This window comes from Streptomyces sp. E-08 (assembly GCF_049913095.1).
Taxonomy (GTDB): Bacteria; Actinomycetota; Actinomycetes; order Streptomycetales; family Streptomycetaceae; genus Streptomyces.
Map to the genome: position 1 here is coordinate 2625004 of NZ_CP183971.1, position 22495 is coordinate 2647498.

The 22495-nt window shown below is 74.1% G+C and carries 22 protein-coding genes; 11 read left to right on the plus strand and 11 right to left on the minus strand.

The genetic code is table 11. The features are described from left to right. The first annotated feature begins 81 nt into the window (after positions 1-81). On the plus strand, positions 82-849 hold the full coding sequence (yaaA, locus tag ACN9MM_RS11970; protein WP_426363601.1) for a peroxide stress protein YaaA: 768 nt from the start codon (positions 82-84) through the stop codon (positions 847-849). Between the two features lie 63 nt (positions 850-912). Continuing rightward, a complete protein-coding gene (gene eda / locus ACN9MM_RS11975; protein WP_426363602.1) occupies positions 913-1554 on the plus strand; it encodes a bifunctional 4-hydroxy-2-oxoglutarate aldolase/2-dehydro-3-deoxy-phosphogluconate aldolase in 642 nt (213 codons plus the stop codon). Here eda and ACN9MM_RS11980 read toward each other — a convergent pair. From ACN9MM_RS11980 to ACN9MM_RS12000, 5 genes are all read right to left on the minus strand, one after another. Then, on the minus strand, positions 1544-2350 hold the full coding sequence (locus tag ACN9MM_RS11980) for a GNAT family N-acetyltransferase (protein ID WP_426363603.1): 807 nt from the start codon (positions 2348-2350) through the stop codon (positions 1544-1546). The two genes, eda and ACN9MM_RS11980, sit on opposite strands and share 11 nt — an antisense overlap. 182 nt (positions 2351-2532) lie before the next feature. Further along, on the minus strand, positions 2533-4068 hold the full coding sequence (locus ACN9MM_RS11985; protein WP_426363604.1) for a bifunctional RNase H/acid phosphatase: 1536 nt from the start codon (positions 4066-4068) through the stop codon (positions 2533-2535). Further along, positions 4068-4811 (minus strand): zinc ribbon domain-containing protein, encoded by a 744-nt coding sequence (locus tag ACN9MM_RS11990; RefSeq protein ID WP_426368723.1) that lies wholly within the window; start codon positions 4809-4811, stop codon positions 4068-4070. Before ACN9MM_RS11990 ends, ACN9MM_RS11985 begins: the two co-directional genes overlap by 1 nt. After that, positions 4808-5626 carry a Nif3-like dinuclear metal center hexameric protein gene (locus tag ACN9MM_RS11995; protein WP_426363605.1) on the minus strand — a complete coding sequence of 273 codons (819 nt, stop codon included), beginning with the start codon at positions 5624-5626 and terminating at the stop codon, positions 4808-4810. The genes ACN9MM_RS11990 and ACN9MM_RS11995 overlap by 4 nt, the downstream gene beginning before the upstream one ends. A 102-nt stretch (positions 5627-5728) precedes the next feature. Further along, on the minus strand, positions 5729-6766 hold the full coding sequence (locus ACN9MM_RS12000; protein ID WP_426363606.1) for an ABC transporter substrate-binding protein: 1038 nt from the start codon (positions 6764-6766) through the stop codon (positions 5729-5731). Between the two features lie 240 nt (positions 6767-7006). Here ACN9MM_RS12000 and ACN9MM_RS12005 point away from each other — a divergent pair, with 240 nt between their 5' ends. Continuing rightward, positions 7007-8146, plus strand: a complete 1140-nt coding sequence (locus tag ACN9MM_RS12005) for a hypothetical protein (RefSeq protein ID WP_426363607.1) — start codon at positions 7007-7009, stop codon at positions 8144-8146. A 249-nt stretch (positions 8147-8395) separates the two neighbouring features. Here ACN9MM_RS12005 and ACN9MM_RS12010 read toward each other — a convergent pair whose 3' ends face one another. Genes ACN9MM_RS12010 through ACN9MM_RS12020 form a run of 3 tightly spaced genes read right to left on the minus strand, consistent with a single transcriptional unit; the run spans position 8396 to position 11330 of the window. Then, positions 8396-9337, minus strand: coding sequence for a 3-oxoacyl-ACP reductase (locus ACN9MM_RS12010; RefSeq protein WP_426363608.1), 942 nt, complete (start codon positions 9335-9337; stop codon positions 8396-8398). A 15-nt stretch (positions 9338-9352) separates the two neighbouring features. Then, positions 9353-10429 carry a Zn-dependent alcohol dehydrogenase gene (locus ACN9MM_RS12015; RefSeq protein ID WP_426363609.1) on the minus strand — a complete coding sequence of 359 codons (1077 nt, stop codon included), beginning with the start codon at positions 10427-10429 and terminating at the stop codon, positions 9353-9355. Positions 10430-10475: 46 nt separating this feature from the next. Further along, positions 10476-11330 carry a MaoC/PaaZ C-terminal domain-containing protein gene (locus ACN9MM_RS12020; protein ID WP_426363610.1) on the minus strand — a complete coding sequence of 285 codons (855 nt, stop codon included), beginning with the start codon at positions 11328-11330 and terminating at the stop codon, positions 10476-10478. Positions 11331-11604: 274 nt separating this feature from the next. Here ACN9MM_RS12020 and ACN9MM_RS12025 point away from each other — a divergent pair, with 274 nt between their 5' ends. The 4 genes from ACN9MM_RS12025 to ACN9MM_RS12040 are packed head-to-tail and all read left to right on the plus strand — an operon-like array spanning position 11605 to position 15011. Then, positions 11605-12528, plus strand: coding sequence for an ABC transporter ATP-binding protein (locus tag ACN9MM_RS12025; RefSeq protein WP_426363611.1), 924 nt, complete (start codon positions 11605-11607; stop codon positions 12526-12528). Then, on the plus strand, positions 12525-13247 hold the full coding sequence (locus ACN9MM_RS12030) for an ABC transporter permease (protein WP_426363612.1): 723 nt from the start codon (positions 12525-12527) through the stop codon (positions 13245-13247). The genes ACN9MM_RS12025 and ACN9MM_RS12030 overlap by 4 nt, the downstream gene beginning before the upstream one ends. A gap of 10 nt (positions 13248-13257) precedes the next feature. Further along, the gene (locus ACN9MM_RS12035; RefSeq protein WP_426363613.1) at positions 13258-14409 is read left to right on the plus strand and encodes a sensor histidine kinase; all 1152 of its coding nucleotides are present in this window, start codon (positions 13258-13260) and stop codon (positions 14407-14409) included. Then, complete coding sequence (locus ACN9MM_RS12040; protein WP_426363614.1) at positions 14406-15011, plus strand: response regulator; 606 nt, start codon at positions 14406-14408, stop codon at positions 15009-15011. The genes ACN9MM_RS12035 and ACN9MM_RS12040 overlap by 4 nt, the downstream gene beginning before the upstream one ends. 49 nt (positions 15012-15060) lie before the next feature. Here ACN9MM_RS12040 and ACN9MM_RS12045 read toward each other — a convergent pair whose 3' ends face one another. The 3 genes from ACN9MM_RS12045 to ACN9MM_RS12055 are packed head-to-tail and all read right to left on the minus strand — an operon-like array spanning position 15061 to position 19909. Then, positions 15061-16488 carry an MFS transporter gene (locus tag ACN9MM_RS12045; RefSeq protein WP_426363615.1) on the minus strand — a complete coding sequence of 476 codons (1428 nt, stop codon included), beginning with the start codon at positions 16486-16488 and terminating at the stop codon, positions 15061-15063. Positions 16489-16537: 49 nt separating this feature from the next. Continuing rightward, entirely contained in the window at positions 16538-17734 is a 1197-nt protein-coding gene (locus ACN9MM_RS12050) for a lipid-transfer protein (RefSeq protein ID WP_426363616.1), read from the minus strand. 12 nt (positions 17735-17746) lie between these two features. Continuing rightward, the gene (locus tag ACN9MM_RS12055; protein WP_426363617.1) at positions 17747-19909 is read right to left on the minus strand and encodes an acyl-CoA dehydrogenase; all 2163 of its coding nucleotides are present in this window, start codon (positions 19907-19909) and stop codon (positions 17747-17749) included. Positions 19910-20055: 146 nt separating this feature from the next. On the opposite strand from ACN9MM_RS12055, the gene ACN9MM_RS12060 reads away from it, so the two are divergent. The 4 genes from ACN9MM_RS12060 (at position 20056) to ACN9MM_RS12075 (ending at position 22490) form a co-directional block, all read left to right on the plus strand. Then, positions 20056-20940, plus strand: a complete 885-nt coding sequence (locus ACN9MM_RS12060; RefSeq protein WP_426363618.1) for an NmrA/HSCARG family protein — start codon at positions 20056-20058, stop codon at positions 20938-20940. A 14-nt stretch (positions 20941-20954) separates the two neighbouring features. Then, positions 20955-21383 carry a MarR family winged helix-turn-helix transcriptional regulator gene (locus ACN9MM_RS12065; RefSeq protein ID WP_426363619.1) on the plus strand — a complete coding sequence of 143 codons (429 nt, stop codon included), beginning with the start codon at positions 20955-20957 and terminating at the stop codon, positions 21381-21383. Between the two features lie 56 nt (positions 21384-21439). Beyond that, positions 21440-22024, plus strand: a complete 585-nt coding sequence (locus tag ACN9MM_RS12070) for a hypothetical protein (RefSeq protein ID WP_426363620.1) — start codon at positions 21440-21442, stop codon at positions 22022-22024. Between the two features lie 61 nt (positions 22025-22085). Next, on the plus strand, positions 22086-22490 hold the full coding sequence (locus tag ACN9MM_RS12075; RefSeq protein ID WP_426363621.1) for a DUF4259 domain-containing protein: 405 nt from the start codon (positions 22086-22088) through the stop codon (positions 22488-22490). Positions 22491-22495 lie beyond the last annotated feature (5 nt).

The following is a 22495-nucleotide window of genomic DNA, read 5'->3' on the forward strand; positions in this document are numbered from 1 at the left end:
GGCACGGGCGCGTCCCGGCACCTCGTACGCTGGACGGCCGGGGCCGCACCCCCATCCCCGTACGGACGAAGGAGAACCACCGTGCTCGTGCTGTTGCCGCCCTCCGAAGGCAAGGCCTCCTCGGGGCGCGGGGCGCCGCTGAAGCCGGAGTCGCTGTCCCTGCCGGGGCTCGCGGAGGCGCGGGCGGCGGTCCTGGACGAGCTCGTCGAGCTGTGCGCCGCCGACGAGGACAAGGCCCGCGAGGTGCTCGGTCTCAGTGAGGGGCTGCGCGGCGAGGTCACGAAGAACACCGGTCTGCGGACGGCGGGCGCGCGTCCGGCCGGGGAGATCTACACGGGCGTGCTGTACGACGCGCTGGGCCTGGCGACGCTCGACGCGGCGGCCCGCAAGCGGGCGGGGAGCTCGCTGCTGGTGTTCTCGGGGCTGTGGGGCGCGGTGCGGGTGACGGACCGGATCCCGTCCTACCGCTGCTCGATGGGCGTGAAGCTGCCGGGGCTCGGGGCGCTGGGGGCGCACTGGCGGGGCGCGATGGCCTCGGTGATGCCGGAGGCGGCCGGGGACGGTCTGGTCCTGGACCTGCGCTCGTCGGCCTACGCCTCGGCATGGAAGCCGAAGGGGGAGCTCGCGGCCCGGACGGCGACGGTGCGGGTGCTGCACGCGCCGACCCGGAAGGTGGTCAGCCACTTCAACAAGGCGACGAAGGGCCGGATCGTGCGGAGCCTCCTGGAGGCGGGCGCGGAGCCGGGTTCGCCGGTGGAGCTGGCGGAGGCGCTGCGGGATCTGCGGTACGTGGTGGAGGAGACCGGGAAGGCGGGCGCGCTGGACGTGCTCGTGGACGAGATCCACTAGCTCTCGTTGCACCCTCCGCAACGATCGTTGCGGGTGACGCTCGCCCTGGGCAGGATGGCGCCCATGACGAGCGTGTTCGACCTTGCCCCGGACGGCCCCGCCGTCGTCCCCGTCGTCGTGATCGAGGACGCCGCCGACGCCGTGCCCCTGGCGCGGGCCCTGGTGGCCGGGGGGCTGCCGCTGATCGAGGTCACCCTGCGCACCCCGGCCGCACTCGACGCCGTCCGCGCGATCGCGGCCGAGGTCCCGGACGCCGTCGTCGGCGCCGGGACCGTCGTCTCGGCGGCCGAGGTCGCGGAGGCCGTGGGCGCCGGGGCGCGGTTCCTGGTCAGCCCGGGGTGGACCGCGCGGCTGCTCGGCGCGATGCGCGACTCGGGCGTGCCGTCCCTGCCGGGGGTCTCGACGGCCTCGGAGGTCGTGACCCTGCTCGAACAGGACGTCACGGACATGAAGTTCTTCCCGGCGGAGGCGGCGGGCGGCGTCCCGTACCTGAAGTCCCTCGCGGGCCCGCTGCCCCGGGCCCGCTTCTGCCCCACGGGCGGCGTCTCGCTCGCCTCCGCCCCCGCCTACCTGGCCCTCCCGAACGTCGGCTGCGTCGGCGGCACGTGGATGCTGCCGCCCGACGCGCTCGCGGCCCGCGACTGGGCACGGGTGGAGTCCCTCGCGCGGGGGGCGGCGAAGCTGGGAAGGCCCGTCAGCCGGTGAACCTCACGCCGAGGTGGTCGGTGACCGGGCGGTAGCCGAGGCGCCGGTAGAGGGCGTTGCTGGTGGGGTTGGCGAGGTCGGTGAAGAGCAGGACCTGCGCCACGCCCCCGTCGAGCGCGACCCGGCCGACCGCGTCGGTGACACCGGCCGCGTACCCCCGGCGGCGCTCGGCGGGCGGGGTGTGGACGAGGTGGACACGGGCCTGGCCCTCGATCGTGCGGGAGACCGCCGCCATCGAGACCGGGCGGCCGTCGGGCCCCTCCCACAGCAGGAGCCGCCCCTCGGAGATCCGCTCGGTGACGAAGCCGGTGTAGTCCTCGGCGGGCTCGTCCCCGATGGCCACGGCGAACTCCCTCGTCCAGGCCGCCACGAGCGGGACGTCGGCCTCGCCGGCGACCCGGGCGCGGCCCTCGGGGGCCGGGTCCGGCGGGACCGGCTCGCCGAGCCGGAAGAGCCGCATGCGGACGGCGGGCGCCCAGGGGCGGCCGGTGGCCTCCGCGTACGCCTCCACGGCCGCGGTCTCGCCGCGGACCTCCGCCGGCTCCTCGCCGCCGGGAAGTCCCACGCGGGCGAGCGCGCGGGCCGCCTCCTCCGGCACCGCCCCGAAGACGGGCACGCCGGACGGCGACACCGCGAGGACACCGGTGACCCGGCCGTCGGGCTCCGCCCACCAGCCGAGCGGTCCGGCCGTGTCCAGGAGCGTGAGCACGGCGGTGTTGCGCGCGGGGTCGGCGGCGAGATGCCCCGCGGCGGCGGCCCGGAAGGCGGCGGTGCTGTCGGTGAAGGACCACGTCATGCGGGCGATGGTGGTACGGGGACGGGGCCCGCGCCACCGCTTTGCGCGCTACAGGAGGTCCGGGGTCGCCGACCGGGGACCGCGGTGCTTCCGGAGGTACGCGGTTGCCGCCGTGTCCTCTCCGGAGGTCCGGGTTCGCCGACCGGGGACCGCGGTGCTTCCGGATGTTGCCGCCGTTTCCTCTACCGGAGGTGCGAGGTGTCGTTGAGGAGGCGTACGGAGGCGTTGCCGTCGGCGTAGTAGGCCACGGCCGAGATCGAGGCGGCGGACAGCTCCATCCGGAACAGCGACTCCGGCGGGGCGCCGAGCGCGAGCCGGACGAGGGTCTTGATCGGCGTGACGTGGGTGACGAGGAGGACCGTGCGGCCCGCGTACGCGGCGGTCAGCCGGTCCCGGGTCGCGGCGACGCGCCGGGCGACGGTCGCGAAGCTCTCGCCGCCGCCGGTGGGCGCGGCCTTCGGTGAGGCCAGCCAGGCGTCGAGGTCCTCGGGGTGCCGCTCGCGCACCTCGCCGAAGGTCAGCCCCTCCCAGGCACCGAAGTCGGTCTCGCGCAGGCCCTGCTCGACGCGGACGTCGAGGCCGAGGCGCGCGGCGACGGCGCCGGCGGTCTGGCGGCAGCGGGTCAGGGGCGAGCTGACGATCTCCTGGATGGTGCCGCGCGCGGCGAGCGCATCGGCGACGGCCTCGGCCTGCCGGAGCCCGGCCGCCGACAGCTCGGGGTCGCTCCCGCCGCTCCCGGAGAACCGCTTCTCGGGCGTGAGCGCGGTCTCACCGTGCCGAAGGAGCACGAAGGTGGCCGGCGCCCCCATGTCGGGCCCGGCCCAGCCCTGGCGGGGGGCGGAGCTCTGTGCGGGAGCGGGGGTCGCCCCGCCCGTCCCGGGGGGTGCGGTCGGCGGGACGGGCACCTGGACGCGCGCCGCGTGGCCCGTCGGGGCCAGGAGGCCCGCCTCGGCCTCGAAGTCGCCGGAGGCCGTGACGGCCTCCTCGGCGGCGAAGAGGCCATCGTCCGGTCCGGCGTCCTGGGCCGCCGGGCGCGACACGGCGGTCGGATGCGCCACGGCGCCCGGCCAGGCGCCCGAGCCCGTCGGGGAGCCGATCGGGGTCCCGGCCCGTGTCCCGGCGGCCGGGTCCGTCGCCGTGCCCGTACCGCCCGTGGATGCCGTCGACGCGGAAGCGGTCAGCGCCGCCCGGGCCCTCGCCGCGCCCGCTGTCGCGTCGCCCGGCGGCCCCGACGGGGGCGGGGTCGCGGCGTTGCGGGCGGCCGAGGCGTCCAGGGCGGCCGTGGAGCCGGACGGCTCCCACTGGCGGCCCCGCTTGCCCGCGTCCATCGCCTCGTTCGCGAGCCGGTCCGCGTGCTTGTTCCGCTCGCGCGGGATCCACTCGTAGCGGACCCGGCCGGGCGGGAAGACCCGTCCCGCCTCGGCCGCGAGCGGCTTCATGTCGGGGTGCTTGATCTTCCAGCGGCCGGACATCTGCTCGACGACCAGCTTGGAGTCCATGCGGACGTGGACGGTGGCGTCCGGGAAGAGCTCCCGGGCCGCCTTCAGGCCCGCCACCAGACCCTTGTACTCGGCGACGTTGTTCGTGGCGACGCCGATGTACTCGGCGGCCTCCGCGAGGGTCTCCCCCGTCGCCGGGTCGAGGACGACCGCGCCGTAGCCCGCGGGCCCCGGGTTTCCCCGGGAGCCGCCGTCCGCCTCGACCACGACCTCGCGCATTACAGGCCGGACTCCGCGGTGCGGACGAGGATCCGGCTGCAGTTCTCGCAGCGGACGACCTTGTCGGGCGCGGCGGCGCGGATCTCGTTCACCTCGGTGACGTCGAGCTCCAGGCGGCAGCCCTCGCAGCGGCGCTGGTGCAGCCGGGCCGCGCCGATGCCGCCCTGCTTCTCGCGCAGACGGTCGTACAGCTTGAGCAGGTCGTCCGGGACGGAGCCCGCGACGAGCTCGCGCTCCTTGGTGACGGAGCCGGCCTCGGCGTCCAGCTCGGCCTGGGCGGCGTCGCGGCGGGTGGTGGCGTCGTCGGTCTTGGCCTGCACGGCGGAGACCCGCTCGGTCAGCTCGGCGAGGCGCTCCTGGACGGACTCGCGGCGCTCCATGACCTCCAGGACGATCTCCTCCAGGTCGCCCTGGCGCTTGGCGAGGGAGACGATCTCGCGCTGGAGGTTCTCCAGGTCCTTCGGGGAGGAGACGGCGCCGGAGTCGAGCCGCTGCTGGTCGCGCGCGGCGCGCTGGCGGACCTGGTCGACGTCCTGCTCGGCCTTGGTCTGCTCGCGGCCGCAGTCGCTCTCCTCGGTCTGCGCGGCGACGAGCAGGTCGCGCAGCTGGGTGAGGTCCTTGGTCAGCGCCTCGATCTCGGCGTGCTCGGGCAGCGAGCGGCGCTTGTGGGCGAGCTGCTGGAGGCGGACGTCCAGGGCCTGGACGTCGAGGAGGCGGATCTGGTCGGCGGGCGCGGCGTTCAGTTGGGGGCTCCAGGAGAGGTGTGGTGGGAGGACCAGGGGTCGGTGACCGTCTTCGAGACGTGGACGCGGAGGTCCCAGCCGTGGCGGTCGGAGATCGAGTCGAGCTGCGCGGCGGCCTGCTCGCACCAGGGCCATTCGGTGGCCCAGTGGGCGGCGTCGACCAGGCCCAGCGGTGAGTGCTGGGTGGCCTCGGAGACCGGGTGGTGGCGCAGGTCGGCGGTGAGGAAGGCGTCGACGCCCGCGGCCCGTACGGCGTCGAAGAGGCTGTCGCCGGAGCCGCCGCTGACGGCGACGCGGCGCAGGAGCATGCCGGGGTCGCCGGCGACGCGGATGCCCTGCGCGGTGGCGGGCAGCCGCTTGGCCGCGCGGGCGGCGAAGTCGGCGAGGGTCTCGGGGTGGTCGAGCTCGCAGATCCGGCCGAGGTTGTTCTCGGGGACGAGGGGTCCGGTGATCCGGAGGTCGAGCGCGCCGGCGAGGGCGTCGGAGACGCCGGGGTCGGCGGTGTCGGCGTTGGTGTGGGCGACGTGGAGGGCGATGTCGTGCTTGATGAGCGTGTGCACGACGCGGCCCTTGAAGTGGCCGGCCGCGACCGTCGTGGTCCCGCGCAGGTAGAGCGGGTGGTGGGTGACGATCAGGTCGGCGCCGAGGGCGATCGCCTCGTCGGCGATCGCCTGGACGGGGTCGACGGCGAAGAGGACGCGGCCGATCTCGGCGTCGGGGTCGCCGCAGACGGTGCCGACGGCGTCCCACGACTCGGCTCGCTCGGGCGGCCAGAGGGCGTCGAGCTCGGCGATGACTTCAGACAGACGGGGCACGAGGGAAAGGCTACCTGCCCACCGCGCCCCGCCGTCCGGGCCTGTGGATGACTCCGGGACCCCGGGCCACTTCTTCCCTGTGGATGACTCCGGGACCCCGGGCTACTTCTTCACGAGGTCGGCGCGCAGGTCGTCGAGGACGCTGTTCGCGGCCGTGACGCCGAGGCCGAGGTACCAGGTCTCGTCCGGGACGTCCTCCGCCCGGCCGGCCTTGACGGCCTTGAGGTTCTTCCAGAGCGGGTTGGCCTGGGCGCTGTCCTTCTTGGTGGCCTTGGCGTCGCCGTAGACGCCGGTGAAGATCCAGTCGGCGTCGGCCTCGTCGATCCTCTCGGGGCTGATCTCGGCCGCGAGCTCGTCGATCTGCTGGTTCTTCGGCCGGGGCAGGCCGGTGTCCTCCAGGATCGTGCCGATGAAGGAGGCCTTGGCGTAGAGGCGGATCTTGCCGGGGAGGTAGCGGACCATGGAGACGGTCGGCTTGTCGGGGCCGATGTCCGTGCCGAGCTGCTTCGCCTTGGTCTCGTAGGCGGCGAGCTTCGCCCTCGCCTCGGCGGTCCGGTCGAGCGCGGCGGCGTTGAGGAGGTAGTTCTCCTTCCAGGTGAAGCCCGGGCGGATGGAGAACACGGTCGGCGCGATCTTCGACAGCTCGTCGTACTTGTCGGCGGCGCGGAGCTGGCTGCCGAGGATGAGGTCGGGCTGGAGGTTGGCGATGGCCTCCAGGTTGAGGTTGTTGATGGTGCCGACGGACTTCGGGGTGCCGGCGTCCTTCGCGAGGTAGCCGGGGATGCCGTCGTCACCCTCGGAGGGGGCGTAGCCGACGGGCTTGACGCCGAGGGAGACGACGTTGTCGAGCTCGCCGACGTCGAGGACGACGACCCGCTTGGGGGCGGCCTTGAGCTCGGTCGTGCCGAGGGCGTGGGTGAGGGTGCGCGGGAACTGGCCGGGCTTCGCGTCGGTGCCCATGGCCGCGGTCTTGGCGGCGGCGTCGCCGAAGTCCTTGCCGCCGGTGGCGACGTCCTTCTTCTTGGCGGTGTCCTCCTTCTTCGCGGGGTCGGAGGACCCGTCGCCGCCTCCGCAGGCCGCGAGCGAGAGTGCGGCGGCGAGGGCGACGGCGGCGGCGGTGCCGCGGCGGCGGAGGGACATGAGAAGGCTCCTGTACGGGTCGTCCTGGCGGGGACGGGCGTGGATGCGGGCGCGACCGACCGGAGCCTCAAGCTCCGCTTAGGTTCGCCTTACCTTACTCACCATGGGTCACTCCAGCACAACCACCCCCGCACCCTCAGCAGAACCGCCGCAGGGCCACCCTTATGTGTGAAGTGACCCGGCTCGTGTTGTTCGGCTGGAAGTGCGAAAACTAGCTTCGTGGCCGGAGGTGACGAGTCGATGACAGCGTGTGCCATCGAGACCACGGCCGAGGACGACGACCGCGACCCCCGTGCGGCCCGGCCGGCGGGCTTCACGATCACGGCCAACGGCGCGTACGCGGCCAGGCTCGCGGGCGCCGGTGACGCCCTGTACGTGGAGAGGTGGACGCTCGACGGCCCGGAGCCGTACGCCGTCCCGCTCCCCCTCGGCCAGCCGGAGGAGCCGGGCGCCCAGCTGCTGCCCCTCGCCGACGGCCGGGTCCTCGTCGCCCGCCGCGTGGACGGACGGCGCCACACGTTCTCCCTGCTCTACCCCACCGGCCCGGCCACCGGCGAGCTCCAGCTCGGCTCGGTGGAGGCGCCCGGCTCCGAGCACCTGGTGCTGCTCCCGCCCTCGCCGGACGGCATCTGCGCGTACGCGATGTGCGTCGGCCCCGGCACGACGACGCTGTGGCTGGTCGCGGGCGGGGCCTTCGGCCCGGAGCGGGTGGCCGAGGTCCGGGGCCGCTGCACGGGCGGGGTGTGGCTCGACCGCACGGGCCGGATGCTCGCGCTCGACCGGCGCCTCGACGGCGGGCCGGTGAAGGCCGTCGCCGTCGATCTGGAGCGGGGCGGGGAGGTGACGCCGCTGCTCCAGATCACCGAGGGGAGCGACGACCGGCTGTTGCTCGCGGACCCGGACAGCGGGCTGCTCCTGATCCGCTCCGACGCGCCGTCCCCGGGGCACGACCGGCTCGGCTGGGGTGTGCTCGGGAGCCTGCTGCCCGTGCGGTTCCCGGAGTGCCTGCGGCTCGACGACGCGGCGGTGACGCCGTTCGCGGTGCAGCCGGGGCAGGTGCTGATGCCGGAGAGCTGCGCGGTGGCGCTGCGCATCGACGCGGCGGGCGGCAGCTGGGTGGGCGCCTGGCAGCCCGCGTCCCGCCGGATGGCCCAGCTGGCGGCGCCCCGGGGCTGGCTGGCCGGGGCGGGCCTGTGGACGGCCGGGGGCGAGCTGCGGCTGCCGTACGCGACGGCCGAAGTGCCCTGCGGGCTCGCGGGCCTGGAGGTGCCGCCGGAACCCGGGCCCGCCGAGCCCGTGGTGGTCGTCGAGGAGCCCCGGGTGTGCCGTCCGGTGCCTTTGCAGCAGGCTCCGCTGACGGACCGGAGGCCCGCTGGCTAGACTCACGGCCGCACAGCAAGAGCAAGACGTACGGGGTGAGTTCCAGCATGTCGGAAGCAAGCACGCAGGGTACGGAGTCGCACGGCTCCGGGAAGCATCGCGGTCAGGCGTCGCCGGCGGAGGACTCCACGTCCTCGCCGCACGGCCGGCACCGCCGCGAGGCAGACGCCCACGCGCAGTAGGAGAAGAGACGAGCAGGGCCCCGGGGTCTCCCCCGGGGCCCTGCTCCTTCCCCACCACCCCTGTGGCTCAGCCCTTCTTCAGACCCAGCACCTCCGTCGCGGCGAAGGTCTCGCCCGCCGGGCGGGACGCGTAGTGCGGGGTCAGGAGGGAGTCCAGCTCCTCGTACGTGAACGTCTCCTTGGCCGTGTCGAACTTGGCCGAGACCTTCGGCCGGTCCACCACCGCCACCATCCCGCCGTGCACGACGAGCAGCTGACCGTTGACCCCGGCCGCCGCCGGGGAGGCCAGATAGCCGACGAGCGGCGCCACGTGGTCAGGGGACAGCGGGTCGAGCTCCCCCTCCCCGGGCTCGCCGAAGCCGGCGAAGACGTCCTCGGTCATCCGGGTCCTGGCCCGCGGGCAGATCGCGTTGGCCGTCACGCCGTACCGGGCGAGCGCCAGCGCCGACGAGGTGGTCAGGCCCACGATGCCGCCCTTGGCCGCGGCGTAGTTGGGCTGGCCCGCCGAGCCCGCGAGGAACGCCTCGGACGAGGTGTTGACGATGCGGCCGTAGACGCCGGCCTCGCCCGCCTTGGCGCGGCCGCGCCAGTGCACCGCCGCGAAGTGGGTGGTGTTGAAGTGGCCCTTGAGGTGGACCCGTACGACCGAGTCCCACTCGTCCTCGCTCATCGAGAAGACCATCCGGTCGCGCAGGATGCCCGCGTTGTTGACGAGGACGTCCAGCTTTCCGAACTCGGCCACCGCCAGGTCGACCAGGGCCCGCGCCGTCTCGAAGTCGGAGACGTCGCCGAGGTGCGCGACCGCCCGGCCGCCCGCCGCGCGGATCTCCGCCGCGACCTCCTCGGCGGGCGCGGCGGAGGCCGCGCCCGAGCCGTCGCGGCCGGGCTGCCCGTAGTCGTTGACGACGACGGCGGCGCCGAGTCGGGCCAGTTCCAGGGCCTCGGCGCGGCCGAGACCGCGCCCGGCGCCGGTGACGACGGCGCTCAGGCCCTCCAGGGGGAGTGACATCTCGGGTGGGTCCTCTCAGATCTCGATGCAGGTACGGAGGGCCGCGCCGGTCCGCATCTGCTCCAGGGCCTCGTTGATGCCCGCCAGCGGCACCCGGTGGGTGATGAGCGACTCCAGGTCGATGCGGCCGGCCCGCCAGAGCGCGATGGCCCGCTCGTACGACCGGAGCACGTCCCCGCCGCCGTACATCGAGGGCAGGATGCGCTTCTCGTCGAAGAACAGCTCGAACATGTTGAGCTGGAGGTAGTCGTCGAGGGCGCCGGCGCCGACGACGCAGAGGGTGCCGCCGCGCCGGGTCGTCTCGTACGCGGTGCGGGCGGTGGCGGACTTGCCGACGACCTCGAAGACGTAGTCGAAGCCCTCGCCGCCGGTGATCCGCTGCCGGGCGTCGGCGAGCGCGTCCGGGGCGACCGCCTCGGTGGCGCCGAACTTCAGCGCGGCCTCGCGCCGGGACTCGACGGGGTCGACGGCGACGATCTGGGCGGCGCCCTGGAGCTTGGCGCCCTGGATGGCGGAGATGCCGACGCCTCCGCAGCCGATGACGGCGACGGACGAACCGGCCTCCACCTTGGCCGTGTTGATGGCGGCGCCGAGGCCGGTGGTGACGCCGCAGCCGATGAGGGCGGCGATGTCGAAGGGCACGTCGTCGGGGATCGGGACGGCGCAGCCGGCGTCCACGACGACCTCCTCGGTGAAGGTGCCGGTGCCGGCGAAGCCGAAGACGTCCCCGCCGGGGCGCTTGAAGTTGGGCGTGCCGGCGTTCATGAAGCCGGCCAGGCACAGCTGGGTCTGGCCGCGCCTGCAGGCCGGACAGCTGCCGCAGGCGGGCAGCCAGCAGAGCAGCACCCGCTGGCCCTGGCCGAGGCCGGTGACGCCGTCGCCGACGTCGAGGATCTCGCCGGCTCCCTCGTGGCCGGGGATGAAGGGGGCGGGCTGCGGGAGGACGCCGCTCATCGCGGAGACGTCGGAGTGGCAGAGGCCGGTGGCCCTCACCCGGATCCGCACCTTGCCCGGGCCGAAGCCCACCGCCTCGACGTCGTCGAGGACTTCGAGTTTGTCCTGGCCGATCTCGTGCAGTACGGCTGCGCGCATGGTGCGGCTCCCATCAGACGATCAGGCAGATCGAGGGTTCAGGCGATCAGGAGTGTTCGACGAGGGTGTCGGCGAGGACCGGGGCGTCGTCGCGCTCCACGGCCGTCACCGTCACCTGGACGCGGCCGTCCCCGGCCCACATCCGGATGCGCAGGGTCTCGCCGGGGAAGACGATCCCGGCGAAGCGGGTGCGGTAGGCGCGGACGCGGGTGACGTCCCCGCCGAGCACCGTGTCCACCACCGCCTTGAGGGTCATGCCGTACGAGCAGAGCCCGTGCAGGATCGGCCGGTCGAAGCCGGCGAGCTTGGCGAACTCGGGGTCGGCGTGGAGCGGGTTCCAGTCGCCGGAGAGCCGGTAGAGCAGGGCCTGTTCCTCGCGGACGGGCCGTTCGACGGTGGCGTCGGGCTCCCGGTCGGGGACCGTGAGGCGCTCGGAGGGGCCGCGGTCGCCGCCCCAGCCGCCCTCGCCCCGTACGAAGATCGAGGCGTCGCTGGTCCAGAGCGGGCCGTCCGCGTCGGCGGCCTCGGAGCGCAGGACGAGGACGGCGGCCTTGCCCTTGTCGTACACGGCGGCGACTCGGGAGGTGGAGACGGCCCGGCCGCTCGTGGGCAGGGGGCGGTGGAGGGTGATCGACTGGCCGCCGTGCAGGACGGCGGCGAGGTCGATGTCGATGCCGGGGGCCGAGAGTCCGCCGACGACGCCCATGCCGGCGCCCGCGACGGTGGCGAAGCTGGGCAGGACGTGGAGGCGGGACTCCAGGGTGTAGCGGAGCTCGTCGGGGTCGGTCGCGGGCGTTCCGGCGCCCAGGCCCAGGTGGTAGAGCTGGACGTCCTTGTGGTCCCAGGAGATCTCGGCGCTGCGGGGTTCCGCGGCGACGGCCTTTGCGGGGTCGATGGGCATCGGGCTGCTGCTCCTCGTGGCGGTGAAGACCTCGGCGCGGCCGTCCGCACCGTCGGCCGCACCGAGGCCGTGCGGGGACCGTCCCGTACGCGGCCGTTCTAGAACGCGTTCTAGGTCGGTGGACCCCATGTATAGCCGAGGCGGAAGGAGTTGTGAACCCTCCTGACGACATGTCAGAAACGGTTCGGGGCAAGGCACCCGGGACATTTGTCACGGCCAGGTCCGTACATCCACGCCTGCCGGGCGGGAGCCCCCGATCCGTAGCGTCGTCCCCATGAAGAACGAGACAGCGGTCGCCTTCACCGGAGTCACCCGGTCCTTCGGACCGGTCCGCGCCGTGGACGGCATCGACCTCACCATCCGGCGCGGCGAGACCGTCGCCCTGCTCGGCCGCAACGGCGCCGGCAAGTCCACCACCATCGGCCTCCTCCTCGGCCTCGACGAGCCCGACGGCGGCGAGGTGCGCCTCTTCGGCGACACCCCGGCGCGGGCCGTCGCGGCCGGCCGGACCGGCGCGATGCTCCAGGACGGCCGCCCCGTCCCCCGGGTGACCATCCGCGAGCTCGTCACCTTCGTCGCCCGCACCTACCCGAAGCCCCTGCCGGTCGCCGAGGCCCTCGCGCTCGCCGGCCTCACCGACCTCGCCGACCGCCGCGTCGACCGCCTCTCCGGCGGCCAGGTCCAGCGCGTCCGCTTCGCCGTCGCCCTCGCCGGCAACCCCGAACTGATCGTCCTCGACGAGCCCACCGCCGCCCTCGACGTCGAGGCCCGCGAGGTCTTCTGGGACTCGATGCGCGGCTACGCCCGGCGCGGCAACACCGTCCTGTTCTCCACCCACTACCTGGAGGAGGCCGACGCCCACGCCGACCGGATCGTCGTCATCGACTCCGGCCGCGTCCTCGCCGACGGCACCGCCGACGAGCTCAAGCGCGCGGCCGGCGGCAGCCTCGTCGCCTTCGACCTGGCCGGCGGCCCCAGCGAGGGCCTCGACCTGCTCCCCGGGGTGACCTCGGTCGAGATCCGCGGCGACCGCGCCCGGCTCCACACCGGCGACTCCGACGCGACCGTCCGCGCGCTCGCCGAACGGAACGCGATCCGGGGCCTCGAAGTCGCCCCCGTCTCCCTCAACGACGCCTTCCTCGCCCTCACCGCGCACGCCCCGGCCGCGCGCGCCCGCTCCCTGGAGACGACCCGATGATCACCGAGTACGTGCGCCTCGAAGTCCGCCGCACCCTGCGCGACACCGGCTTCGCCATCGGCACCATCGCCGTCCCGGTGATGATGTACCTCCTCTTCACCAACCTCGGCGGCCAGAACGAGGAGGAGTGGAAGACCGCCTCCATGGTCGGCATGGCGGCGTACGGCGCCCTCGGCGCGGCCCTGTCGATCGGCCCGGGCGTCGCCGAGGACAAGTCGTCCGGCTGGCTGCGGCAGTTGCGGATCACGCCGATGACCCCGCGCCAGGTCGTCACCGGACGCGCCCTCACCGGCTCGGTGGTGGTGCTCCCGGCCATCGTCGGGGTCCTCCTCGCCGGCGGCCTCGTCAACGGCGTCCACCTGGCGGCCTGGCAGTGGGCCCTGGTCGCCGTCACCCTCTGGCTCGGCTCGCTCCCGTTCACCCTCCTCGGCATCGGCAACGGCTACCGGCTCACCGCCCAGACGACCGGCGTCGTGAACATCGCCTGCAACCTGGGCCTCGCGGTCCTCGGCGGTCTGTGGTTCCCGGTGAGCCTCTTCCCCGGCTGGCTCCGCTCGCTCTCCGAGTACACCCCGACCAACCGCTTCGCCGAGCTCGGCGTCTCGGTCGCCGACGGGCACGCCCCCGGGGCGGCGGCGCTCGCGGTCGTCGCCGTCTGGGCGGCACTGTTCGGCGCGTACGCCACGGTCTCGTACCGTCGTTCGGCGAAGACGGCATAGGGAGAGGGACATGAGGATCCGGCAGCTGTGGGGAGCGCGGGCACGAGTGCGCCAGGACCGGGGGCCCAGCGGGCTGAGCCTCCTCCCCTGGCTCCTGATGGGCCTGGGGGCGCTCTCCCACCTCCTCGGCGGCCAGGCGCCCAACCCGTGGATCGGCGCGGCGGGCCTGCTCGCCTTCAACACGCTGTACATCGCGATCGTGTTCCGGGCCTTCGACCCGCGCCGCCGGGAATCGCGCCTGACCTGGGGACTCCTCACCTCTCTCGGGGTGCTCACCTTCGCCCTGGCCATCGGGTACGGCCGCGAGTGGCTGCTCCTCTTCCCGCTCCTGGGCCTCGGGGTCGGCGCGGTGGTCCGGCGCGGCCGGCTCCTGCCCGCGATCGCCTTCCCGCTGGTCCTCGGGGTCGGGGTGGTGACGTTCTGGCGGGACGGCTGGAACTCCATCGGGATCGTGTACGGCACGTTCATCTCGATCATGGTGACGGCGGCGATCCTCGCGCTCGACGAGACGGTCCGGCAGCTGCGGGAGACCCGGGAGGAACTGGCCAGGGCGGCCGTCGAGAAGGAGCGGCTGCGGTTCTCGCGGGACCTGCACGACCTGCTCGGCCACACTCTCTCGGTGATCGTCGTGAAGTCGGAGGTCGTACGGCGGCTCGCCCCGCGCGACCTGGACGCGGCGCTCGCGCAGGTCGCGGACATCGAGTCGGTGGGCCGTCAGGCGCTGACGGAGATCAGGGAGGCGGTGACCGGCTACCGCGAGGGCAGCCTCGCCACCGAGCTGGACCGGGCGCGCGACGCGCTCTCCACCGCCGGCATCGAACCGGTCGTACGCCGCTCGGGCCCGCTCCTGGAACCCCAGACGGAGGCCCTGCTGAGCTGGGTGGTGCGGGAGTCGGCGACCAACGCGGTACGGCACAGCGGCGCGTCCCGCTGCGAGATCGACCTCTCCGGCTCGGCCGACCGGGTCCGGCTCACCGTCACGGACAACGGCCGCGGCCCGGCGGACGGCACGCCGGGGAGCGGACTGCGCGGCCTGCGCGAGCGGGTCGCCGCGGCAGGCGGCACTCTTGACTCGGGACCGGCTCCGCGGGGCGGGTTCCGGGTCACCGCGGAACTCCCCGTGGAGGCCTCCGTACCGCTGGAGGGGGAGCCCACCGGATGATCAGACTTCTGCTCGCCGAGGACCAGGGCATGATGCGCGGGGCGTTGGCCCTGCTGCTCGGGATGGAGCACGACATCGAGGTCGTCGCCCAGGTCGGCCGGGGCGACGAGATCGTCGACGCGGCCCTGCTCTCCCGCCCCGACGTCGCCCTGCTCGACATCGAGCTGCCGGGGCGCTCGGGTCTGGACGCGGCGGCGGCCCTGCGGGACGAGGTGCCGGAGTGCCGGGTGCTGATCCTCACCACCTTCGGCCGCCCCGGCTACCTGCGCCGCGCGATGGAGGCGGGCGCGGCGGGCTTCCTCGTGAAGGACGGTCCCGTGGAGGACCTGGCCGAGGCGGTCCGGCAGGTGCTGAGGGGCGAGACGGTCATCGACCCGGCCCTCGCGGCGGCGGCCCTGAGCGCGGGCCCGAACCCGCTGACGGGGCGTGAGCGGGACGCCCTGGCGGCCTCGGTGGACGGCGCGACGATCGCGGACATCGCCGCCGCCCTGCACCTCTCGGAGTCCACGGTCCGCAACTACCTGTCGTCGGCGATCGGCAAGACGGGCACCCGGAACAGGATGGAGGCGGTACGGGCGGCGCGGCGGCAGGGGTGGTTGTAGGGGGTGTCTTGTCGATCACGCCGCGAGCCCGGCCTGATCGACAAGACACCTAGAACCTGGTGGTCCTCTTCGGGAGCCAGAGCAGCATCAGCAGGGCCGCGACGACGAGGACGGCCGTCGAGACGCGGAAGGCCGCCGCGTAGCCCGAGGTGAGGGCGGCCGGGGTCGCGGCCGGGCCGGTGACGGCGGTCGCGAGCGTGGTGAGGGTCGCGAGGCCGAGGGCGCCGCCCATCGTGCGCGAGGTGTTGACGAGGCCGGAGACGAGACCCGCGTCGCCGGGGGCGGCGCTGGACGTGGCGAGGGTGGCCAGCGGGGTGGTGGCCAGGCCGATGCCGCCCATCATCAGGATCCCGGGGCCGAGGATCGTCGTCAGGAAACTGCCGTCGGCGGTCATCGTGGACTGCCAGGCGAACCCGGCGGCCCCGATGAGCGCACCGGCCGCCGCGAGGTTCCGGGCGCCGACCGCCGGCATGAGGCGCGGGGCCATTTTGGAACCGAGGATGACGCTGAGGGAGCTGGGGACGAGTGCGAGGCCGGCCTGCAGCGGGGTGTAGCCGAGGACGCTCTGCGCGTACGTCGTCATGAAGAACCACATGCCGAACGAGCTCGAACCGCACAGCAGGATCCCGACGTTGGCCGCCGACACCGCGCGCGTACGGAACAGCTTCAGCGGCATCAGCGGGGCCGCCGTGCGGGCCTCGACGATCACGAACACCCCGAGCAGCGCCAGGCCGCCGAGGAGCGTCAGGAGGGTCGACGGGTCGCTCCAGCCGGCCTCCTCGGTCTGCACGATGCCGTACGCGAGGGTGGCGAGGCCCGCGGTGACGAGGACGGCGCCCGGCAGGTCGAGGCGGCGGCCGGTGGCGGTGCGGCTCTCGCGGAGCCAGAGCATCGCGCCCGCCAGGACGAGGACCCCGATGGGCACGTTGACGAGGAGGACCCAGCGCCAGGAGAGCAGGTCGACGAGGAGCCCGCCGACGAAGCCGCCCGCGGCGCCGCCGGCCGCGCCCACCGCCGTCCAGGTGGCGATGGCCCGGGTCCTGGCCGCTCCGGCCGTGACAGCTCCGGTGACCAGGGTCAGCGTGGCCGGGGAGAGGACGGCCGCGCCGAGGCCCTGGACCGCGCGGCCCGCGACGAGCTGCCAGCCCTCCTGAGCGAGGCCGCCCGCGACGGAGGCGGCGGTGAAGAGCCCGAGCCCGAGCAGGAACATCGCCTTGCGCCCGTAGAGGTCGGCGGCCCGCCCGCCGAGCAGCATGAACCCGGCGAAGGCGATCGCGTAGGCGCTGATCACCCACTGCAGTCCGACCGCCGAGAGCCCGAGGTCGGCCCGCATCGACGGCAGGGCCACGTTCACGACGGAGACGTCGAGGACGACGAGGAACTGCCCCGCACAGGCGGTCAGGACGACCGTCCAGGGACGGGTCGGGAGTCGGGTGGCGGAGGGCGCGGTCGTGGTGGCGGAGTCGGTCTGCGGCATGAGTGTGATGGTCGCAGACCGGGTCCGCCCCGTACATGGGGATTCCGTCCTAGGCCTTCCGTAGGAGCGTCACCACCGCCGCGCCGCCCAGGCCGATGTTGTGGGCGAGGCCGACCCGCGCCCCCGCCACCTGCCGGGGCCCCGCCTCGCCCCGCAGCTGCCAGACGAGTTCGGCGGCCTGGGCGAGGCCGGTCGCGCCGAGCGGGTGGCCCTTGGAGATGAGGCCGCCGGAGGGGTTCACGACCCAGCGCCCGCCGTACGTGGTGGCGCCGGACTGGACGAGTTTGCCTGAGGCGCCCTCCTCGCACATGCCGAGCGCCTCGTAGGTGAGCAGCTCGTTGATGGAGAAGCAGTCGTGGAGTTCGACGACGTCGACGTCCTCGATGCCGAGGCCGGAGCGCTCGTACGCGAGGCGGGCCGCGGCCCGGGACATGGGGCGGCCGACGGCGTCGATGCAGGAGCCGGAGGCGAAGGACTTCTCGGTGTCGGTGGTCATCGCCTGCCCGGCGATCTCCACCGCCCTCCCCCGCAGCCCGTGCTCGTCGACGAAGCGTTCGGACACGACGACGGCCGCGGCGGCGCCGTCGGAGGTGGGCGAGCACTGGAGTTTGGTGAGCGGCCGGTGGACGGTCTTCGCGGCGAGGATCTCGTCGACCGTGTAGACGTCCTGGAACTGGGCGTTCGGGTTGTTCGCCGAGTGCTGGTGGTTCTTGGCGCCGACGGCGGCGAGCTGCACCTCGGTCGTCCCGTACCGCTCCATGTGCTCGCGCGCGGCGTTGCCGAAGATCTGGGCGGTGGGCGGGGACATCTCGAAGCCGTGGGCGGCGGCCATGATGCCGTAGTGCCGGGCGACGGGTGAGGTCTTGAAGTCCCCGGCTCCCGAGCCGCCGCCGAGCGCGCCCCGGGCCATCTTCTCGAAGCCGAGGGCGAGGACGCAGTCGGCGATGCCGCCCTCGACGAACTGGCGGGCGGTCATGAGGGCGGTGGAGCCGGTCGCGCAGTTGTTGTTGAGGTTGTAGACGGGGATTCCGGTGAGCCCGAGCTCGTACACGGCGCGCTGGCCCGCGGTGGAGGCCTGGAAGCAGTAGCCGACGGCGGCCTGCTCCACGCGCGCGTAGGGGACGCCGGCGTCGGCGAGGGCGGCGGTGCCCGCCTCCTTCGCCATGTCCCAGTACTGCCAGTCCCGGGTCTCCGGCTTCTCGAACCTGGTCATCCCGACGCCGACGACGTACGCCTTGGTGGTCATCGCGTTTCTCCCTCAGTCCCTCGGAAGGCCGAGCAGGCGCTCGGCGACGACATTGAGCTGTACCTGGGTGGTGCCGCCCGCGATGGTGAGGCAGCGGGACATGAGCAGGCCGTGGACGGCCCGTTCGCCGGGGCCCTCGCGCACGGCGCCCTCGGGGCCGCGGAGTTCGAGGGTGAGTTCGGCGAGTCTCTGCTGGTGGAGGGTCTGGACGAGCTTGCGGACGCTGGCGCCCGCGCCGGGTTCCAGGCCGGACACCTGGAGGAGGGTGGTGCGCAGGCCGATGCACGCGAGCGCGTGGGCCTCGGCGAGCAGCGCCCCGATCCGTACGCGTACGGAGCTGTCGACCCGGTCGGCCTGGGCGATGACGGCTTCGAGGCCGGTGTCGAAGGCGACCTGGTCGGCCATGTGGACGCGTTCGTTGCCGAGGGTGTTGCGGGCGACCCGCCAGCCGTCGTTCACCTCGCCGACGACGGCGTCGGCGGGGAGGAGGGCGTCGTCGAACCAGACCTCGTTGAAGAGGGAGTCCCCGGTGATCTCCTTCAGCGGCCGGATTTCGATCCCGGGGGTGTTGCGCATGTCGACGAGGAAGTAGGTGAGCCCCTGGTGCTTGGGGGCGGTGGGGTCGGTGCGGGCGAGCAGGATGCCGTGGTGGGCCCACTGGGCGGCGCTCGTCCACACCTTCTGGCCGTTGATCCGCCAGCGCCCGTCCTCGGTGCGTTCGGCGCGGGTGCGCAGGGAGGCGAGGTCGGAGCCGGCCCCGGGTTCGGAGAAGAGCTGGCACCAGAGGCGTTCGCCGCGCAGGGTCGGGCCGAGGTGCTCGGCCTGCTGCTCCGGGGTGCCGTGGGCGAGGAGCGAGGGGACGACCCAGGTGGCGATGCCGAGTCCGGCGACGGTGATCCCGGCCTCGTCCAGCTCCCGCTGGACGGCGAGCTGCTGGAGCGGGCCGGCGCCGAGTCCGTACGGCTCCGGGAGGTGCGGGGCCGCGTAGCCGGTGGGGGCGAGGGCGCGCCGGGCGGCGGCCGGGTCGAGCCCGGCGGCGGGGGCGACGGCCTCGCGGGCCTCGCTGCGGTACGCGTCGGCCTCGGGCGGCAGGTCGAGCCGGAGGCCGCGCCGGACGCCGGCGGCGGCGTGCCGGAGGGCGGCGAGCCGGTGGTGGTCGCCGGTGCCGAGGAGCTGGCGGGCGACGAGGGCGCGGCGGAGCAGCAGGTGGGCGTCGTGCTCCCAGGTGAAGCCGGTGCCGCCGAGGATCTGGATGCAGTCCTTGGCGCAGGTGTACGCGGTGTCGAGGGCAGTGGCGGCGGCGAGCGCTGCGGTCAGGGAACGGGCCTCGTCCTGGCCGGCGCGGGCGGCGTCCCAGGTGAGGGCGCGGGCCTGTTCGAGGCGGACGAGCATGTCGGCGCAGAGGTGCTTGACGCCCTGGAACTGTCCGATGGGGCGGCCGAACTGCTCGCGGGTGCGGGCGTGTTCGGCGGCGGTGTCGACGGCGCGGGCGGCGGTGCCGCAGGCGTCGGCGGCGAAGAGGACGGCGGCGAGGTCGTGGACGAGGGCGGTGTCGAGGTCCAGGGCGCCTGCGGCGGGCACATGGGCGGCGCGGGCGGTGATCTCGGCGGTGGGCCGGGTCGGGTCGGCGCTGTCGTGGGGCCGGACGGCGAGGCTCTCGGTGGCGGCGGCGAGCCAGACGGAGCCCTCGGCGGTGGCGGCCCGGAGGAGCACCAGGTCGGCCTGGGCGCCGCCGAGGACGGGGGGCGCGGTGCCGTCGAGGAGGTAGCCGCTCGCGGTGCGGACGGCGGTGAGGGTGCCGGTGCCGCCGAGGGCGACGGCGCCGATCCGCTCCCCGCGGGCGAGCGCGCCCGCGGAGGCGTGGTGCCCGCACCGGTGGAGGAGCTCGGCGGCGAGCGCGGAGGGGAGGTAGGGGCCGGGCAGCAGGGCGCGGGCGGCCTCCTCCACGACGACGGCGAGGTCCCCGAGGTCACCGCCTCCGCCGCCGTGCTCCTCAGGGAGGTGCAGCCCGAGGAGGCCCTGTTCGGCGGCGGCGTCCCAGTAGGTGGGGCGGCCGGTGGCGGTGTCGGGGACGTCCAGGTGCTTGCGGACCTCCTCGGGAGGTACGGCGCGGGTGAGCCAGCCCCGGACGGATCGGGCGAGCTCCCGCTGTTCGTGCGTGATGGCGATGCCCATGGGGCGCAGACTAGAACACGTTCCATTCTGACGGAAGGTCAGAAACGTGATCGAAGAAAACCTGCATGACGCAGAGAAGGTGGGGTAGATTCATCTGCGTGAAGCAGATGATGCATCACGCAGGCGAATCTACCCCAGGGGGAACCATGCTCACCGTCGCCGTCACCGGAGCCACCGGAGCCCAGGGCGGAGCCACCGCCCGCGGCCTGCTCGCCGCGGGCCACCGGGTGCGCGCCCTCACCCGCCGACCCGACTCGCCCGCCGCCTCCGCCCTGCGCGCCCTCGGCGCCGAGGTGCGGTGCGCGGACTTCGACGACCGCTCCTCGCTCGACTCCGCCCTGGCGGGCGCCGACTCGCTGTTCGCCGTCACCGCCTTCGAGGCCGGGATCGAGGCCGAGGTCCGCCAGGGCAGGACCCTCGTCGACGCGGCGGCGGACGCCCGCGTCGGGCACGTCGTCCTCACCTCCGTCGCTCACGCCGACCGCGACACCGGCGTCCCGCACTACGAGAGCAAGCGACTGGTCGAGAACCACCTCCGCGCCTCCGGCACGCCGTGGACGGTGATCGGCCCGGCCGCCTTCATGGACAACTACACCGGCGGCTGGACCGCCGACGGCCTGCGCGAGGGCACCTTCGCCTGGCCGATGCCGGCCGACCGCCCGCTGACCCTGATCTCCTCGCGGGACATCGGCGCGTTCGCCGCGCTCGCCCTCGGGCGCCGCGAGGACTTCACCGGCCGTCGTGTCGACATCGCCTCCGACGAGCTCACCCCCGGCGAGATGACCACGATCCTCGCGGCCGCGATGGGCCGCCCGGTCACGTACCGGGAGGTTCCCCTGGACTACGTCCGCACCCGCTCCACGGACCTGGCCGCGATGTTCTCCTACTTCACGACGACCGGTCTCGACGTCGATGTCGCCGGGCTGCGCCGCGAGTTCCCCGAGGTCGGCTGGCACGGCTTCGCCGACTGGGCCCGGACGCGGGACTGGACGTCGATACTGACGCCACAGCCCGCGCCCGCCCGCCCGTAGCCCTGGAGACCCGCATGGAGCGCACACCGAAGCCGAAGCCCATCGGCTACCTGCTCAACCGCACCGACGAGGCCCTCACGCGTGTCATGGACGGCACGCTCGGGGAGTTCGGCCTCAGCCGCCTCGCCTGGCAGGTCCTCAACGTCGTCGCGGACGGCGAGGGGACGACCGACGCCGAGGTCCTGACGGTCCTCTCGGCGAACGCCGACGCCCCCGCCCTCATCGCCGCCGTCGAGACCACCCTCACCGGCGGCTGGACGTCCCGCCCGGCCCCGGACCGGCTCGCCCTGACGCCCGACGGCGCCCGCCGCCTGACCGAGGTCGGCGAGCAGGTCGCCGCGTTCCGCACCCGGTCCGTCGAGGGCATCAGCCCCGAGGAGTACGGCACGGCCGTCCGCGTCCTGGAGCGCATGATCGAGAACCTCGAAGGCCCCGGCGCCTGACGCGGGGGGAACTGTGGCAGCATCGAGGCGGGGAACGGACCACGCGGGGGGACATCGTGGGTGCAAGTCTGACGGCACTGCTGATCGCCGTGGTGGGCGTCGCCGGAACTCTGGGAGCGGCGCTGCTCACGCAGAACCGCGCGGACCGCACCAAACGCATGGAGCTCCAGGCCGCCGCAGACCAGCGGCGCGAGGAACGCGACCACGCCGAGCGGCTGCGACACGCGGAGCTGGAGCGGCAGCGGGCGAGCGAGAGCCTGGAGCGCCGGCGCGCCTGCTACATCACACTGAACACCGCCGCACGGCAGTTCGTGACGGCGATGACCAACCACATCCACGCGCTGCGGCGCGGCGAGGAGGCCACCGCCTCCCTGGAGCGCCTGGAGGAGTGCAGGGCGGCCTACCGCGACAGCTACGCGGAGGCCCAGATGATCGTCCCGAGCGCGGTGGCGCGTGCGTCCAGCGACGCGAAGGACCACATGAACGAGGCGTACGGCATGCTGCGGAAGTACACGGCGGACCCGGCCGTGTACGCGGCCGAACTGGCGGCACTGGGAACGGCGCTCCACGTGCAGGTCTGGCCGTACCTGGGGAGGCTGAAGGTGGCCATGCGGACCGACCTCGGCATCGCGGACGACTGATTGTCAGTGGCGCCTGCCACGATTCCCGGACACCTGAAGCGACACGGGAAGCGAGAACGCCATGGGCACCTGGGACATCGGCCCCTTCGACAACGACACCGCCGCGGACTTCTCGTACCGGGTGGACGAGGCCCCGGAGGAGAAGCGCGCGGAGGTCCTGCTGGCGGCCTTCCGCGAGGTGACCGGCACGGGCGAGGAGTACCTCGACGCGGACTTCGCGGTGGAGGCGATCGCGTCGGCGGCCCTGGTCGCGGCGCAGTGCCCGGGCGGCGACCCGGTCACCACCTCGTACGGCCCGAAGAAGCCCCTGCCCGAACTCCCGGCGGAGTTGCGTCCGGCGGCGGTCGAGGCCCTGGACCGGGTCCTGGTCGAGCCGTCCGAACTCCTGGAGCTCTGGGAGGAGTCGGACGGCGAGGAGTGGAAGGCGGGGGTACGGAAGCTGAGGGCGGTGCTCGCGGGGGCGTGACGCCC

Excerpts from the sequence above, each read along its gene's own strand:
- ACN9MM_RS12060 (WP_426363618.1), top strand. The coding sequence starts at position 20,056 with ATGCTCACCGTCGCCGTCACCGGAGCCACCGGAGCCCAGGGCGGAGCC.
- ACN9MM_RS12050 (WP_426363616.1), bottom strand. The coding sequence starts at position 17,734 with ATGACCACCAAGGCGTACGTCGTCGGCGTCGGGATGACCAGGTTCGAG.
- ACN9MM_RS12055 (WP_426363617.1), bottom strand. The coding sequence starts at position 19,909 with ATGGGCATCGCCATCACGCACGAACAGCGGGAGCTCGCCCGATCCGTC.
- ACN9MM_RS12040 (WP_426363614.1), top strand. The coding sequence starts at position 14,406 with ATGATCAGACTTCTGCTCGCCGAGGACCAGGGCATGATGCGCGGGGCG.
- eda (WP_426363602.1), top strand. The coding sequence starts at position 913 with ATGACGAGCGTGTTCGACCTTGCCCCGGACGGCCCCGCCGTCGTCCCC.
- ACN9MM_RS12020 (WP_426363610.1), bottom strand. The coding sequence starts at position 11,330 with ATGCCCATCGACCCCGCAAAGGCCGTCGCCGCGGAACCCCGCAGCGCC.
- ACN9MM_RS11985 (WP_426363604.1), bottom strand. The coding sequence starts at position 4,068 with ATGCGCGAGGTCGTGGTCGAGGCGGACGGCGGCTCCCGGGGAAACCCG.
- ACN9MM_RS12045 (WP_426363615.1), bottom strand. The coding sequence starts at position 16,488 with ATGCCGCAGACCGACTCCGCCACCACGACCGCGCCCTCCGCCACCCGA.
- ACN9MM_RS12015 (WP_426363609.1), bottom strand. The coding sequence starts at position 10,429 with ATGCGCGCAGCCGTACTGCACGAGATCGGCCAGGACAAACTCGAAGTC.
- ACN9MM_RS12000 (WP_426363606.1), bottom strand. The coding sequence starts at position 6,766 with ATGTCCCTCCGCCGCCGCGGCACCGCCGCCGCCGTCGCCCTCGCCGCC.
- ACN9MM_RS11980 (WP_426363603.1), bottom strand. The coding sequence starts at position 2,350 with ATGACGTGGTCCTTCACCGACAGCACCGCCGCCTTCCGGGCCGCCGCC.
- ACN9MM_RS12030 (WP_426363612.1), top strand. The coding sequence starts at position 12,525 with ATGATCACCGAGTACGTGCGCCTCGAAGTCCGCCGCACCCTGCGCGAC.
- ACN9MM_RS12075 (WP_426363621.1), top strand. The coding sequence starts at position 22,086 with ATGGGCACCTGGGACATCGGCCCCTTCGACAACGACACCGCCGCGGAC.
- ACN9MM_RS12010 (WP_426363608.1), bottom strand. The coding sequence starts at position 9,337 with ATGTCACTCCCCCTGGAGGGCCTGAGCGCCGTCGTCACCGGCGCCGGG.
- ACN9MM_RS12005 (WP_426363607.1), top strand. The coding sequence starts at position 7,007 with ATGACAGCGTGTGCCATCGAGACCACGGCCGAGGACGACGACCGCGAC.
- ACN9MM_RS12035 (WP_426363613.1), top strand. The coding sequence starts at position 13,258 with ATGAGGATCCGGCAGCTGTGGGGAGCGCGGGCACGAGTGCGCCAGGAC.
- ACN9MM_RS12065 (WP_426363619.1), top strand. The coding sequence starts at position 20,955 with ATGGAGCGCACACCGAAGCCGAAGCCCATCGGCTACCTGCTCAACCGC.
- ACN9MM_RS12025 (WP_426363611.1), top strand. The coding sequence starts at position 11,605 with ATGAAGAACGAGACAGCGGTCGCCTTCACCGGAGTCACCCGGTCCTTC.